The organism is Acetobacter persici (genome assembly GCF_018256955.1).
GTDB lineage: Bacteria > Pseudomonadota > Alphaproteobacteria > Acetobacterales > Acetobacteraceae > Acetobacter > Acetobacter persici.
In genome coordinates this window covers 1-15449 of record NZ_JAERKU010000003.1, presented here as the reverse complement: position 1 = coordinate 15449, position 15449 = coordinate 1, and the positions used below count along the sequence as shown (strand labels likewise).

Annotated in this window: 10 protein-coding genes and 1 pseudogene; 8 read left to right on the top strand and 3 right to left on the bottom strand. The window is 61.4% G+C overall.

Translation table 11 applies throughout. The features are described 5' to 3' along the window. Positions 1 to 115: 115 nt before the first annotated feature. Complete coding sequence (dnaG, locus tag JK199_RS04480) at positions 116 to 1951, bottom strand: DNA primase (RefSeq protein WP_212374145.1); 1836 nt, start codon at positions 1949 to 1951, stop codon at positions 116 to 118. Between the two features lie 356 nt (positions 1952 to 2307). Beyond that, positions 2308 to 2763, bottom strand: a complete 456-nt coding sequence (locus JK199_RS04475; protein WP_212374143.1) for a GatB/YqeY domain-containing protein — start codon at positions 2761 to 2763, stop codon at positions 2308 to 2310. Between the two features lie 180 nt (positions 2764 to 2943). Here JK199_RS04475 and carA point away from each other — a divergent pair, with 180 nt between their 5' ends. The 8 genes and pseudogenes from carA to JK199_RS04435 form a co-directional block, all read left to right on the top strand. After that, positions 2944 to 4368: a glutamine-hydrolyzing carbamoyl-phosphate synthase small subunit gene (gene carA, locus JK199_RS04470; protein WP_212374141.1), complete on the top strand. Its 1425-nt coding sequence runs from the start codon at positions 2944 to 2946 to the stop codon at positions 4366 to 4368. 6 nt (positions 4369 to 4374) lie between these two features. Further along, positions 4375 to 7629 (top strand): carbamoyl-phosphate synthase large subunit, encoded by a 3255-nt coding sequence (gene carB, locus JK199_RS04465; RefSeq protein WP_212374138.1) that lies wholly within the window; start codon positions 4375 to 4377, stop codon positions 7627 to 7629. A 142-nt stretch (positions 7630 to 7771) separates the two neighbouring features. Next, positions 7772 to 8245: a transcription elongation factor GreA gene (gene greA, locus JK199_RS04460; protein WP_025827984.1), complete on the top strand. Its 474-nt coding sequence runs from the start codon at positions 7772 to 7774 to the stop codon at positions 8243 to 8245. Position 8246: 1 nt separating this feature from the next. Further along, a complete protein-coding gene (locus JK199_RS04455; RefSeq protein ID WP_077930098.1) occupies positions 8247 to 9443 on the top strand; it encodes a threonine ammonia-lyase in 1197 nt (398 codons plus the stop codon). 87 nt (positions 9444 to 9530) lie between these two features. Continuing rightward, positions 9531 to 11069 carry a 2,3-bisphosphoglycerate-independent phosphoglycerate mutase gene (gpmI, locus tag JK199_RS04450; RefSeq protein WP_212374136.1) on the top strand — a complete coding sequence of 513 codons (1539 nt, stop codon included), beginning with the start codon at positions 9531 to 9533 and terminating at the stop codon, positions 11067 to 11069. Further along, complete coding sequence (locus JK199_RS04445) at positions 11070 to 12611, top strand: murein hydrolase activator EnvC family protein (RefSeq protein WP_212374135.1); 1542 nt, start codon at positions 11070 to 11072, stop codon at positions 12609 to 12611. It begins immediately after the preceding gene. 172 nt (positions 12612 to 12783) lie between these two features. Next, complete coding sequence (locus JK199_RS04440; RefSeq protein WP_212374132.1) at positions 12784 to 14256, top strand: S41 family peptidase; 1473 nt, start codon at positions 12784 to 12786, stop codon at positions 14254 to 14256. A gap of 23 nt (positions 14257 to 14279) precedes the next feature. Beyond that, positions 14280 to 15089, top strand: a pseudogene (locus JK199_RS04435) (divergent polysaccharide deacetylase family protein); the annotation flags it as partial. 280 nt (positions 15090 to 15369) lie between these two features. On the opposite strand, the gene JK199_RS16040 reads toward JK199_RS04435, so the two are convergent. Then, on the bottom strand, positions 15370 to 15449 hold an 80-nt coding region (locus JK199_RS16040), incomplete at its 5' end, for an NUDIX domain-containing protein (RefSeq protein WP_408742340.1).

Below are 15449 nucleotides of genomic sequence, written 5' to 3'. Positions count from 1 at the left end.
AGAACGACCAGCTCAACACAAATTGTTCAGTTTTCCGAGGCGGGCAGGACGTGGGATATACTGCCCGCGAAGTCAAGAGGAACGCGGGCCGAACATTCCCCGCGCCTCTGAAAAACTACTCGTCTATCTCCCCACGCCGCAGCGCAGCCAGAGCTTCCAGCCTTGGCTGTAACCGCTTCCATTCTGCCATATCTGCCCCATCCTGTGCGAAGCGCGCAACCTCCTGCTCCACTTCTTTTCGAAACTGACTAAAATTCAGCAGTCCGTAAAAATGCCACCACTGTGTTCTTATCGCCACAGCCAGTGAGGTGTCTTTTTCTTCCAGATTCAAAGGCAAAGGCCCTTCTGTGAGCACAGCCCGCACCAGAGCTTCCTCCTCTCGGCCGCTCAGTTCCTCCAGCAGAACCTTTCCATCCTCTGGCAACAGTCCTTCTGCGGACATATCCAGCAGCATGGCCCGCAGGTCGGAATAATCTTCTGGCAGGCTCAGGCGGCAGAGGGCTTCCTCCACCTCCGTCACCAGTTCCGGGTAGCGCAGCAGGAGAGCCAGCAGAATACGCTGCCGCTCCCGCACAGGGTCCACGCGGGAGGGCTGAATATCCTGCGGCACGCGGCTACTACTCCCGCCACCGGAAGACTTTGGTCCGCCAAACGCCCCACCACCTTTTTTCCGCCGGAAGGTCTCAAAAAACCGGTCCAGCAGCGTGGAGCGATACTCAGAAGCCAGCGTTTTTTCAGGGATCAGCGCCGCAGCTTCCACCAGCTTGCGCCGCAGGGCAGCGCGTTCTTCCGGTCCGGGGTTACTCACCCCGCCTGCCAGCAGATCAAACAGCACGTCAGAGAGCGGGCTGGCCGACGCAAACAGGTCTCCCACAGCCTGCGCCCCACGGGAGCGCACCAGACTGTCCGGGTCTTCTCCGTCCGGCAGCAGGCACAGACGCAGGGTGTGATCCCCTTTTAACAGCGGCAGGGCTGTTTCCGCAGCACGTGCTGCTGCACGACGGCCCGCGGCATCGCCGTCAAAACACAGCACCGGCGCACGATCAACCTGCCACAGAACTTCAAGCTGCTCCGGCGTCAGAGCCGTACCAAGGGGAGCTACTGCGCCGCCAAATCCGGCCTGATGCAGGGCAATGACATCCATATACCCTTCCACCACAACCAGATCCGTCGCGGGGGCACCTTTGGGGCGCGGGCCACGCACAGCCGCCCGCGCCCGGTCCAGCCCGAACAGCAGTCGGCGCTTGGAAAACAGGGCAGTTTCCGGGCCATTCAGATATTTAGGCTGGCCATCACCCAGAATACGGCCGCCAAAGGAGACCAGCCGCCCTTTCCGGTCACGAATAGGGAATGTCACACGCCCCCAGAACAGCTCCCCTTTGGGCTGCCCGTCTTCATCCAGCCGCATCAGCCCGGCTTCCGCCATCATGCGGGGCGTGACACCTTTGGCCCCCAGCGCGGCCGTCAGGCTCCCGCGCCCGTCTCCAGCCCAGCCCAGCCCGAAGGTTTTAATGGTCTCCCGTGTCAGGCCGCGCCCCAGCAGATAGTCCAGTCCGGCCCGGCCCGCAGGTGTATACAGGGCAGCGGACCAGATATCCTGCACCAGATCCAGCACATCCCCTAAAGACCGGGTATGTGCCACCTCTTCCTGAGAGCGCCGGTTATCTTTAGGGACATCCAGCCCCGCCGCGGACGCCAGTTCTTCTACAGCTTCCGGAAAGCTTTTGCCTTCCATCTGCATGACGAAGGAAATGACATCCCCATGCACACCGCAGCCAAAGCAATGGAAGTGATCATCATACACGTAGAAAGACGGCGTTTTCTCCCCGTGGAAGGGGCAGCAGCCTTTCCAGTTCCTGCCGGAACGCGCGAGCTTGACCCGCCGCCCCACCACTGAAGACAGCGGTGTGCGGGCACGCAGCTCATCCAGAAACCCTGCCTCAATTGCCATACCGGCCTGATATCATTTTGTGTGTTTTCTGTCTTAGTCCTGCGGCGCTGAATTATCGCTGCGGGCAGACTTACCCACACGATACAGTGAACGACACTCAGATTTTTTGCTGATGGTGTGGGCAGACTTCGGTAGCCCCACCCCCGCCCGATGCAGAGAAATATTTTTCAGAGCCGTCTTGTTCGCATCGGGAAAACGGACGGATAGCGGGAGACCCGCGAACCCTCCGCCAGCCTCCGCGACCAGAGCTCTGGCACGGTGCACGCAGAACCACACCCCACCAGATACTCTCACCGCACATGACCAGCTCCCTTTCAGCTCAAAGCCTGGGCCGCCGATCATGCCTCATACAGTGATCAGCTCAGGCTTGCCTTCACCACCGCATTGGCGCGGCCCATATCCAGCCCTGCGCCAAATTTGGCTTTCAGCGCACCCATCACCTTACCCATGTCTTTCATGGTTTCAGCACCCGTCGCAGCCACGGCGTCTTTCACAGCGGCGTCCAGCGCGGCATCGTCCATTTCAGCGGGCAGGTAGGCGCGGATCACGTCAATTTCCGCTTCTTCCTTTTCAGCCAGTTCCGGCCGACCGGCATCCCGATACATCGTGGCCGATTCGGTACGGGTCTTGACCATGCCGCGCAGCGCGGAAATAGCCTCATCCTCACTCACACCCTCGCCACCTTTAGCGCGGCCCGCAATTTCAACGTCCTTGAGTTTGGCCGTAATCATGCGGATCGTGCCCACACGCGCACTTTCTCCGGCTTTCATTGCCGTCTTGAGATCAGCCATCAGGCGTTCACGCAGGGACATAACCTGTCATACTCCATATCATGTCTATCAGAGGCCACACGGCAGAGGCGTGGCATAAAATCATCAGGTGGGAAGAAATTTCCCATCGCCCGTTAAAACCAGCATAACCCGGTGGGAAATTTCTTCCCACCCGCTCCGCAGACTGCTAAACCATGCAGCACGGGAGGCACAGTCTACCTCATGCCCATTTCAATCGATACCATCATTGCCCGACTTGGCGGGCCGGACGCAACAGCACGCCTGACCGGCGTTGGCACGGAAGCCATCCGCAAATGGCGGCAGGCTCAGGCCATTCCGTCCCGCCACTGGCCCGTCATCGCCCGGGCCACAGGTCTTTCACTGACAGATCTGGACCCCGCAAGCCCCACATCCCCTGACCCATCCCCCCTTGCACCCTCCTCTTCGGTGCCGGGAGGCAGTACAACAGGAATACCCATGCCAGACGCCCGCCCGGACGGCGCAACCGCCGCCCTTGTTCTTGCAGACGGAACCATTCTGTGGGGGAAAGGCTTTGGTGCCTTCACGCAGAAGCCTGCCCTTGGAGAAATCTGCTTTTCCACCGGCATGTCCGGCTATCAGGAAACGCTGACGGATCCGTCCTTTGCTGGCCAGATCATCACCTTCACCTTCCCGCATATCGGGAATGTGGGCACCACCCCGGAAGATGATGAAGCCTCACGCATTGCCGCCCTCGGCCTTGTCACGAAGGAAGACCTGACGGAACCGGCCAACTGGCGCGCCACGGAAAGTCTGGACGCATGGCTGAAGGCGCAGGATGTGCCGGGCATTGCCGGGATTGATACCCGCTCCCTCACCCTGAAAATCCGTGACCACGGTGCCCAGACGGCTGCGCTGTACTTCCCGGAAAACGGGCAGTTTGATCTGGCCGACCTGCAGGAAGCCACACGCGCATGGCCGGGGCTGGAAGGCATGGATCTGGCAAAAACCGTGACCTGCAAAGCGCCTTACACATGGAGCGAAAGCGTGTGGGAATGGCCGAAAGGCACCCGCCCCGCGCCGGAAAACCGCCGCAAGGTCGTGGCTGTGGATTACGGCGCGAAACGCAACATCCTGCGGTGTCTGGTTGCTGCTGGCTGTGATGTTACGGTTGTGCCCGCCACCACCACGGCGGAAGAAATTCTGGCCCTTAAACCCGCTGGCGTCTTCCTCTCCAACGGCCCCGGAGACCCGGCCGCCACGGCAGAGTATGCCGTGCCCGCCATTCAGGGTGTGCTGAACGCAGGGCTGCCGCTGTTTGGCATCTGCCTTGGGCATCAGCTTCTGGCCCGCGCGCTGGGCGGGAAGACCTACAAGCTCGCCCGCGGGCATCGTGGCGCAAACCAGCCCGTGAAGGATCTGGAGACCGGCCGCGTGGAAATCACCAGCCAGAACCACGGTTTTGCGGTGGATGCGGACAGCCTCCCGGCGGATGCGCACGTTACGCATGTCAGCCTGTTTGATGGCTCAAACGAAGGTCTGGCGTCTGACCGCTTCCCGGCGTTCTCCGTCCAGTATCACCCGGAAGCCAGCCCCGGCCCGTCTGACAGCTTCTATCTCTTTGAACGGTTTGTCGCGCTGATTGATGCGCACGGCAGCAAGGACTAACGCATCATGCCAAAACGGACAGATATCCGCTCCATCCTCATTATTGGCGCTGGTCCCATTGTCATCGGGCAGGCCTGCGAGTTCGACTATTCCGGCGCACAGGCCTGTAAGGCCCTGCGGGAAGAAGGCTACCGGGTTATTCTGGTGAACTCCAACCCCGCCACCATCATGACGGACCCCGGCCTTGCGGACGCCACCTATGTGGAGCCCATTACGCCGGACTGCGTTGAACGCATTATCCTGAAGGAAAAGCCCGACGCCATTCTGCCCACTATGGGCGGCCAGACGGCGCTGAACACCGCCATGGCGCTGGATGCCTCCGGCTTCCTGCAAAAGCATGGTGTGGAGCTGATTGGTGCCAAGGCCGACGTGATTGACCGCGCGGAAGACCGTCAGAAGTTCCGGGAAGCCATGGATGCCATCGGCATTGAAAGCCCCCGCAGCTTTATTGCGCATACAATGGAAGAAGCGCGGGAAGCCTTCAAGAAAATCGGCTTCCCCACCATCATCCGCCCCTCCTTCACCATGGGTGGGTCCGGCGGCGGCATTGCGTATAACCGGGAAGAGTTTGAGCAGATTGTCACGTCCGGTCTGGACGCCTCCCCCACCACGGAAGTGCTGATTGAAGAATCTCTGCTGGGGTGGAAAGAGTATGAAATGGAAGTTGTGCGCGACAAAGCGGACAACTGCATCATCGTCTGCTCCATTGAAAACATCGACCCGATGGGCGTGCATACCGGGGATTCCATCACGGTAGCGCCCTCCCTGACGCTGACGGACAAAGAATTCCAGCGGATGCGGGACGCCTCCATTGCCTGCCTGCGCGCCATTGGCGTGGAAACGGGCGGCTCGAACGTGCAGTTCGGCGTAAACCCGGCTGACGGGCGCATGGTGGTGATTGAAATGAACCCCCGTGTCTCCCGCTCCTCAGCGCTGGCCTCCAAGGCAACCGGCTTCCCGATTGCCAAGATCGCCGCCAAGCTGGCTGTGGGCTACACGCTGGATGAACTGAAGAACGACATTACCGGCTCAACCCCTGCGTCCTTCGAGCCGACCATCGACTATGTCGTCGTCAAGATCCCGCGCTTTACGTTTGAAAAATTCCCCGGCGCGCCTGCCCTGCTCTCCACCTCCATGAAATCCGTTGGCGAGGCGATGGCCATTGGCCGCTCCTTTACGGAAGCCCTGCAAAAGGGTCTGCGCTCCATGGAAACCGGCCTGCACGGGCTGGACCCGGTAGAAGTGCCCGGAGATGGCGGAGAAGATGCGTTCCGCGCAGCCCTCTCCCAGCCGCGCCCGGAACGGATCCTGATGGCCGCACAGGCGCTCCGCGCTGGTCTGTCCGTGGAAGATGTGAACGAAGCCTGCCGGTTTGAGCCGTGGTTCCTGCGGGAGCTGGAAAAAATCGTTCACGCAGAACGCGCCATCCAGAACCACGGCCTGCCGCGTGATGCGCAGGGCCTGCGCCGCCTGAAAGCCATGGGCTTTTCCGATATCCAGCTCGCCCGCCTGTCCGGCCTGCAGGAAGAAGAAGTGTCTGCCCTGCGCAACGAGGCTGGCGTGAATGCGGTTTATAAGCGCATTGACACCTGCGCGGGTGAGTTCGCGTCCAGCACGCCCTATATGTATTCCACGTATGAAGGGGTATTCGCCCCTCCGGCCTGTGAGTCCGAACCGACGGACCGTGAGAAAATCATCATTCTCGGCGGTGGCCCGAACCGGATTGGTCAGGGTATTGAGTTCGATTACTGCTGTGTCCATGCCGCCTACGCACTGCGGGAGGCCGGGTTTGAGACCATTATGGTCAACTGCAACCCGGAGACGGTCTCTACCGACTATGACACCTCGGACCGTCTGTATTTTGAACCGCTGACGGCAGAAGATGTTGTCGCGCTGATCCGCAAGGAACAGCAGAACGGCACCGTCAAAGGCTGCATTGTGCAGTATGGTGGCCAGACGCCGCTCAAACTGTCTCATGCTCTGGAAAAAGCGGGCATCCCACTGCTGGGTACCCCGGCGGACGCCATTGACTGCGCGGAAGACCGGGAACGCTTTCAGGCGCTCCTGCACAAGCTTGGCCTGCGCCAGCCTGCCAACGGCATTGCCCGCTCCCCAGCGGAAGCCGAGGATATTGCAGAACGCATTGGCTACCCGGTTGTGGTGCGTCCGTCCTACGTTCTGGGCGGCCGGGCGATGGAAATCGTGTATGACCGCGCGGGCCTCCAGCGCTATATGCGCGGTGCGCTTCAGCTTGCCGGGCATGACATTGCCTCCGGCCCGGTGCTGATTGACCATTACCTGAACGAAGCCATTGAAGCCGACGTGGACTGCATTGCAGACGGCACGGACGTCTATGTGGCCGGTGTGATGGAACATATTGAGGAAGCAGGCATCCATTCGGGTGACAGCGCCTGCGCCCTGCCGCCCTACACCCTCTCCCCCGCCATTGTGACGGAGCTGAAAGCCCAGACCGAAGCCATGGCGCGTGAACTGGGCATTGTGGGGCTGATGAACGTGCAGTACGCCATCAAGGATCAGGAAATCTTTGTCCTTGAGGTCAACCCGCGCGCCTCCCGCACCGTGCCGTTCGTGGCGAAAGCCACGGGTGTTCCGGTCGCCAAGATCGGCGCGCGTGTTATGGCCGGGGCCAAGCTCTCCAGCTTCAATCTGGATGACAGCGCCGTTGTGCCGCATGTTGCGGTGAAGGAAGCCGTCTTCCCCTTCAACCGCTTTGCGGAAGTGGACATCATTCTGGGGCCGGAAATGCGCTCCACGGGTGAGGTCATGGGGCTGGATACATCCTTTGAACGCGCGTTTGCCAAGTCCCAGCTGGGCGCAGGTGTGCGCCTGCCCACCTCCGGCACGGTCTTTCTGTCCGTGCGGGAGAGTGACAAGGCGCATCTCCCCGCCCTTGGCCGTCAGCTTGCCAGCATGGGTCTGAAAATTCTGGCCACACGCGGCACAGCCAAAAAGCTGCGCGATGCCGGGATTGAGGTGGATGTGGTGAACAAGGTGCTGGAAGGCCGCCCGCATTGCGTGGACGCCATCCGCTCGGGTGAGGTGCAGATGGTTATCAACACCGCCCGTGGCCCGCAGTCTGTAGCGGACAGCTTTGATATCCGCCGCTCTGCCCTTGTTCTGGGCATTCCGCACTACACCACCATGGCGGGCGCACGCGCTGCAACCTATGCAATTGCGGCAATGCGTGAAGGACCGCTTGAAGTTGCGCCACTTCAGTCATACTTTAGTGGATCGTTCTGAACAGAGCGGGCGGGCCTTACGGCCTGCCTGCTGCGTTCCGCGGGGCAAGCGGCGTGCCAGAGGCATGGCCGCCTGTACCCGTGTTTTTTTGTAACTTCCATGCCGGTCTGATCGTCCGGCAGTTTTATTCTGGGGACATGTCTTGCAGAAAACTCCGATGACGGAAAAAGGTTTACGGCGGCTCGAAGACGAACTGCGTAATCTGAAATCTGTAGAACGTCCGGCCATCATCCGCGCCATTGCGGAAGCCCGCAGCCACGGCGATCTTTCCGAAAACGCGGAATACCACGCAGCGCGTGAGCGGCAGTCCTTTACCGAAGGCCGCGTTCTTGAACTGGAAAGCATCATCTCCACCGCTGAGGTGATCGACCCCACCACCCTGTCCGGGGATCAGGTCAAGTTCGGTGCCACCGTCACCGTTGTTGATGAAGATACCGACAAGGAAGCGACGTACCAGATTGTTGGCATGCATGAAGCCGACATCAAGCAGAACCTGCTGTCCATCTCTTCCCCGCTCGCTAAATCCCTGATTGGCAAGCATGAAGGTGACACCGTTTCCGTTCCCGCCCCCGGCGGTGACCGGACCTATGAGATCCTGTCTGTGAAATTTATCTGAGATGCTGAAGTTTGAGGATATCACCGCCGCAGCCGCGCGGATCAGCGGGAGTGTCCTCCGCACCCCCACGATTTCCTCTCACTCACTGTCCAAGGCGACCGGCGCAGACATTACCCTGAAGCTGGAAAATCTTCAGGCGGTTGGCTCCTTCAAGGAACGCGGAGCAGCCAACAAGCTTGCCCTGCTCTCTGAGGATGAACGCAGGCGCGGTGTGATCGCGGTCTCGGCTGGCAACCATGCGCAAGGCGTGGCCCGCCATGCCAGCCTGCTGGGCATTGATGCCGTTATCGTCATGCCAAAATTCACCCCTGCGGCCAAAGTAGTCCGCACCCGCAACTGGGGGGCGCGCGTCATTCTGGAAGGCGAGAGCTTTGCGGAAGCGCTGCTGTTTGCGCATGATCTTCAGGCGCGGGAAGGCCGGACCTTTATCCATCCGTATGATGACCCTGCCGTCATGGCCGGTCAGGGCACCTGCGCGCTGGAACTGTTTACGGACGCAGGACCGCTGGACATGCTGGTGGCCCCCATTGGCGGCGGCGGCCTGCTGGGCGGCTGCGCCGTGGCTGCCAAAGCCATGCGCCCGGAGGTCGAACTGATTGGCGTGCAGGTGCAGAATTATAACTCGCTCTCCGCCTTCCCCGGCGCGGCGACGCACCCCTCCGGTGGTTCCACCATTGCCGAAGGCATTGCCGTGATGCAGATCGGCCAGCGCCCGGATGAGGTTATCCGTAAGCTGGTCTCCCGCGTGCTGGTGGTGCCGGAATGTGCGGTGGAAACCGCCATTACCCTGCTGGCCGAAGGGGCAAAGCAGGTGACGGAAGGCGCTGGCGCGGTGGGGCTTGCCGCCGTCATGACCTACCCGGAACTGTTCCGGGATAAAAAGGTGGCGCTGCCCATTTCCGGCGGCAATATCGACAGCCGTATTCTGGCCAACACCCTGCTGCGCGCCATGCTGCGCGATGGCCGCATCCTGCGCCTGATTATGGAAATCCCCGACCGCCCCGGCGTTCTGGCTGATATTTCCAGAACAATCGGGGAAGCGGGCGGCAATATCATTGAAGTGTCCCATCAGCGCCTGTTTGCCGCACCCTCCGTACAGGCGGCGGAACTTGAAGTGATGATTGAAGCACGTGACCCGGAACACGCGGCCCTGATTACCAAAGCCCTTGGCGAACACTACATCGTTCGTCGCGCCTGACGCATCAGAACCATGCCTGCCGGGCACTTGTGCCCTGCTGTTTTAGTGGCATAGTGACGCCTTAAAACAATAAGAAGGCATGGTTCTATGAGTGCAGCAGCACCCTCCCAGACAAAACGCCCCGTTATGCTGGTTATTCTTGATGGCTTCGGCTGGCGGGAAGACTCTTCAGATAACGCTGTCCAGCAGGCGCATACGCCGGTTTTTGACGCTTTGTGGAAAAATGGCCCGCGCAGCTTCCTGCGCACCTGTGGTGAGGATGTTGGCCTGCCGGAAGGCCAGATGGGCAATTCTGAAGTCGGCCACCTGAATATCGGCGCAGGCCGCGTTGTGATGCAGGAACTCCCGCGCATTACCACCGCCATCCGGGATGGCAGCGTTGCCCGCAGCACCGCCATGACCAGCTTTATCGCCACCCTGAAGAAAACCGGCGGCACCTGCCATCTGCTGGGCCTTGTCTCGCCCGGTGGCGTCCATGCGCATCAGGACCACGCTGCCGCCCTCGCCCGGATGGTGGCAGAAGCCGGGGTTCCGGTAGCGTTCCATGTGTTTACAGACGGACGCGATACGCCGCCCCGCTCCGCACAGGGCTATCTGGACACGCTGCGCGCGGCCCTGCCGGAGAGTGTGAAAATTGCCACGGTCTCCGGCCGCTACTACGCCATGGACCGTGACAAACGCTGGGAGCGCGTGGAAAAAGCCTATGACGTGATGGTCAGTGCGGAAGGCCCGAAAGCGGCCACCGCGCAGGATGTTGTGACACAGGCCTATCAGGCCGATATTTCCGACGAATTTATCGAGCCCACCGTGCTGGATGGCTATACCGGCATGAAGGATGGAGACGGCCTGCTCTCCTTCAACTTCCGGGCTGACCGCATCCGCCAGCTTCTGGACGCCATGCTGGAACCGGCTTTTGACGGGTTTGCCCGCAAGAAAGTGGTCAAATTCTCCACCGTTCTGGGCATGACGCACTATAGCGACACACTGGCGGAACGCCTGACGGTGCTGTTCCCGCCGGACTCGCTGGAGAATATTCTGGGCGAAGTTGTGGCCCGCGCCGGCCGCACCCAGTTGCGTATGGCCGAGACGGAAAAATATCCGCACGTCACCTACTTCCTGAATGGCGGGCGGGAAAAGCTGTTTGAGGGTGAAGACCGTATTCTGGTCCCCTCCCCCAAAGTCGCGACCTATGACCTCCAGCCGGAAATGTCCGCGCCGGAACTGACGGACAAAGCCGTCGCCGCGATTGAAAGCGGACAGTATGACCTGATTGTGCTGAACTTCGCCAACCCGGACATGGTCGGTCATACAGGCATCCTCAAAGCGGCTATCAAAGCGGTTGAAACCGTGGATGCGGGCACAGGCCGCATTATGGAAGCCCTTAAAAAACAGAACGGTTCCCTGCTGGTTACGGCAGATCACGGCAACTGTGAGACCATGAAAGACCCGGAGACAGGCGTGCCACATACCGCGCATACGCTAAATGTGGTGCCTCTGGTGGCTTTTGGCGTGGGCAGCAAAAAGCTGAAAGATGGCCGACTGGCTGATCTGGCCCCCACCCTGCTGGATATGATGGGCCTGCCCAAACCTGATGACATGACAGGGACTTCCCTGCTAACGGACTGAATGCTTTTCGCCCAGCCTCCCGCCCCGGCTCCCCATCCCCTTCCTGCCTTGTGCAGGCAGGGAAAACCGGCCCGTGGGAGGCAGGTTTTCAGAACCCTGCCCATCGGGATTTTCGCCGTGCTCGCCTGCCTGCCGCAGGCCGAGGCCGGAACATCTAAGAAAAGTCCTGCACACACGCACCACAGCACTGCAAAAAGCACGCTCCACCGGTCAGCCGTGCAATCCGGGAGTGCCCACCACACGTCCTCCGGGAAGCACGCCGCAGCGTCGCCTTCTTCCCATACCGCCATGACCCGTGCGGAGGCGGACGCCGAGCGCTCAGTCCGGCAGGCACAGGCCGCACTGGCTGCCACACAGGCGGAACGGGCCGCCATGGATAAGCAGAAAGCCGCGCAGGCCGCTGCCGTCACCACATCCCGTGCGAAAAATGAGGCCGCTCAGGCCATTGCCGTGCAGAGTGCGGCCAAAGCCTCAGCCCTCTCCGCCGCGACGGTCTCCGCCACGGCCCAGCTCCAGACAACAGAGCAGCAGGTTGCGGATCTCGATTCCCGTATTGCGGATCTCCGCAAGGAACAGGCCAGTCTGAAAGACGCCCTGCGGGAAGATGCAAAAGCCCTTGCGCCGGTTCTGCCGCTGGCAGAACGCCTCTCCCTGTATCCGTCCGATACGCTGCTGGCCGCCCCGGTTCCGCAGGGCGAGGCAGTTACGGGGTTTCTGGTACTGCGTGGCCTGTCCCGCGGGCTGGAACGTCAGGCGGAAGACATGCGCGCCCGGCAGGAAAAACTGACGGCGCTGGATACGGACCTGACCGCCAAACTGGCCAGACTGGGCCAGTTACAGGAAACACAGAGCCACCAGCGGGATCAGGTGCGGCAGCAGGCCTTAAAAGCCCGCGCCGCCCAGCAGCAGGCCAATGTCGCTGCCCGTGCCGCGGCCGCACAGTTGCAGAATGCCACCCAACGCGCCTCCAGCCTTCAGGATGCTGTCTCCCGGCTGGAAGCTTTGCAGTCCGGGGCCGAGGCTGCCCTGCAAAAAGAAATTGCCTCGGCTGAAAAAGCGCATCAGGCCGCGCGGGATGAAGCCGCCCGCCGCCGCGCGCAGGAACGGGCGGACGCCGCCCGGAGAAAAATGGCGGCCATGGCCACCGCCGCTGGCCCCGGCCTGTCAGACCACCCGCCCGCAGGCGGCGGCACACGTCCGGTGGTGGGCAGCCTGATCAGCACCTGGGGGTCAGCCACCGAATCTGGCCCCGCCACGGGCATGACCTACCGCACAGCCCCCGGTGCCTCCGTCCGCACGCCCTGCTCGGGCCGCGTTGATTTTGCAGGGCCGTTCCGCACCTACGGGCAGATGGTGATTCTCAACTGTGGGCAGCATTACCGCTTTGTTATGGCAGGGTTTTCTGCGCTGGACGTCGCGACCGGGCAGGCCTTATCCAAAGGCGCGCCTGTGGGGCATATGAGCAGCGCAGGCAGTTCCGGCACGCTGTTTATCCAGTTGCGGCACGGGCAAAAACCCGTCAATCCGGCGCCTTTCCTGTAAGGAAAAACCCAGAGACAGTTTGCCAGCCCGGCGGAAGCGGCTAATCTCGCCCAACTGCATGGCGGACACAGGCCGCACTTTGCGCTACAACGCAAAACTAAGCCATACGCTGTAACATTCGACAGGACACGACCGCACGGGTGGTGCACCCGGCGACAGGAGACGAGATCGCATGAAGTTCCGCACAGGTCTGATGCTTGGCGCCACTTTTCTGGCAGGCCTTGCCGTGGCCTCCCACCCCGGAGCGCTGCCGGGCGCAGGCATGCTCGCCTCCCCCGCCATGGCGGAAAAGGCACCGGACGCCTCTCCCACCAGCAACCATGCCGAAACCTATCGCCTGCTCACCCTGTTCGGCACCGTGCTGGACCTTGTGCGCGCCGATTATGTCGAGCCGGTTTCTGATAAAGACCTGATCACCAATGCGCTGAACGGCATGCTGACCGGCCTTGACCCCCACAGCTCCTACATGACCGAAAAACAGTACGCGGACATGATGGTGCAGATGAAGGGCGAATTCGGCGGCCTTGGTCTGGAACTACAACAGCAGGACGGGCACATCCGCGTTGTCTCCCCGGTTGATGGCACGCCGGGCTTCCGCGCCGGGATCAAGCCGGGGGATTACATTATTGCCGTGGACGGCCACCCCGTGGACGGCACCCCGCTGGATGAAGCCGTGAAGAAGATGCGCGGCAAGCCGAACACCAAAATCACGCTCACGCTGGTGCGGGAGAAAACCCCCAAGCCGATTATCCTGACGCTGACGCGTGAGAACATCCATATCGAAGTCATTAAGTCCGCGCTGTATGACCGGATTGGCTACATCCGCATTGCGCAGTTTAATGAGGAAACGGAAAAAGGTCTGCTCAAGGCCTACAACCAGCTGAAACAGCAGGCCGGTGGCAAACTGGCTGGGCTGGTGCTGGACCTGCGGAATGACCCGGGCGGCCTGCTGAATCAGGCCATTGATGTGTCCTCCAGCTTTATCCGCTCGGGCGAGATTGTTTCCACCCGCGCCCGCCACCCGAAAGACAGCCAGCGCTGGGATGCCCACGGCACAGACATTACCGATGGCCTGCCGATTGTCGTGCTGATCAACGGCGGGTCTGCTTCCGCGTCTGAAATTGTCTCCGGCGCGTTGCAGGACCACCATCGCGCCGTGCTGCTGGGCACAAAGTCTTTTGGGAAGGGCTCGGTGCAGTCCATCATGCCCATTCCGGGCAATGGCGCGATCCGGCTGACAACCGCACGGTATTACACCCCTTCCGGCCGCTCCATTCAGGGGCTGGGCATCACGCCCGATATCGCTGTGAAGGAAACCCGGGAAGACCCCGGCTTCAGCCTGCATGAAGCTGACCTTGAACATATCCTGAAAAATCAGGGCGGGAACCAGACCAAGGCTGTGCCGCGCACGGACCTGCCGGCCATTGCAAAGGATATTGCCGGTGAGCCGCCGGCCAACTGGCCGGAATTTGACTACACAAAACCCGCAACCGACTTCCAGCTCCAGCAGGGGCTGCGGGTTGTCCGTTCCATGGCCGGACTGCCTGCGCCGGACCCGTCAGCCTCTCTGCCCGCGGCCAAGCCCCCCGCCGGGAAAGACGCGGATAAAGAGAAAACGGACAAAGACGCCAAAGCCCACCACTAACAGCAGCGCGAGGCCCGTCCGCCATGTCCAGTTCATCTTCTGGCACGCCTGAGGAGCCACGCAAGGCTTCTCTGTGGCAGCAGATGCCTGCGTCTGGACGGGCCTTCCTGTCTTTCTGGGGCGGCTGCACAGCGCTGGCGGGTGTTGTCGCCCTGACCCTGCAGATCATGGGGCCACCCTATGCGGAGGTCAGCGGGCAGGACATTGACGTAGGCACCGCCACCCCCACGGTCCTCGCGACCCTCGCGCATAAAACAGATATTCCCGCCCCGATGGGGGATCTGCTGACAGATGACATCGGCCCCGGCGGGTTTGCCCTCCCCAAAAAAGGCCCGGATGGGCTCATGCCCCGGCAGGTTTATGCCGCGCCCGTCGTGCCGGTGGCCGCCGGCAACGCACAGGTCGCCCTGCTGATTGACGGCATTGGTCAGGCGGATGATGAACTGAGCAATCAGGCGATTGATACCCTGCCCGGCCCGGTTTCTCTGGCCGTCTCGCCTTATGCGTCAGACCCCGGTAGCCTCATGGAGCGGGCCAGATCCCACAACCATGAAACGCTGCTTTCCCTGCCCATAGAGGGCACGCCCGCAGGTCGTGCGGCAGCCGGGGAAGATGCCGGACCCACGACATTACGGCCCGCTCTGAGCGTTGAAAAAAACCGCGCGATCCTGACGGACATTCTCTCCCATCTGGCGGGCTATGCGGGTGTGACAAATGCGTATTCCGGCCAGACTGGCGGAGACTATGCGCAGTCTCCGGCGTTCGCCCCTCTTGTGGCTGCTCTGACGCAACGCGGTCTGTTTTACCTGAACGTCCCGCCCGGCACATCCCCAGACAGCAAATCCCCAAACGGCACAGCACCGGACAAGTCGGCCTCAGCCTCTCCCCGCGCAGACAGGGCGGCAACAGGCACAGCGGCATCCGGAACGGCCGCTGCCACCGCACCGTTTGCGGACCGGCCCGGTGTGGCTGGCACGGCGGATGTTGTGATCAATACCGATGCGGATATCGTCACAATTGATATCCTTCTGCTCAAACTCCAGCAGCTTGCCCGCAGGAACGGACACGCCATTGGCGTTATGGGGCCGCTGCGCCCGGTGGCTCTCTCCTGCCTCAGAGCATGGCGAAGGGGAGGCCTAGCTCTTCATGCACTTCCCGGAATACGGCTGCTTCCGGCTCTTCCCCGTCATCAA

Coding starts and splice junctions, on each gene's coding strand:
- JK199_RS04455 (WP_077930098.1), top strand. CDS start 8,247: ATGCTGAAGTTTGAGGATATCACCGCCGCAGCCGCGCGGATCAGCGGG.
- dnaG (WP_212374145.1), bottom strand. CDS start 1,951: ATGGCAATTGAGGCAGGGTTTCTGGATGAGCTGCGTGCCCGCACACCG.
- JK199_RS04440 (WP_212374132.1), top strand. CDS start 12,784: ATGAAGTTCCGCACAGGTCTGATGCTTGGCGCCACTTTTCTGGCAGGC.
- gpmI (WP_212374136.1), top strand. CDS start 9,531: ATGAGTGCAGCAGCACCCTCCCAGACAAAACGCCCCGTTATGCTGGTT.
- carB (WP_212374138.1), top strand. CDS start 4,375: ATGCCAAAACGGACAGATATCCGCTCCATCCTCATTATTGGCGCTGGT.
- JK199_RS04475 (WP_212374143.1), bottom strand. CDS start 2,763: ATGTCCCTGCGTGAACGCCTGATGGCTGATCTCAAGACGGCAATGAAA.
- JK199_RS04445 (WP_212374135.1), top strand. CDS start 11,070: ATGCTTTTCGCCCAGCCTCCCGCCCCGGCTCCCCATCCCCTTCCTGCC.
- carA (WP_212374141.1), top strand. CDS start 2,944: ATGCCCATTTCAATCGATACCATCATTGCCCGACTTGGCGGGCCGGAC.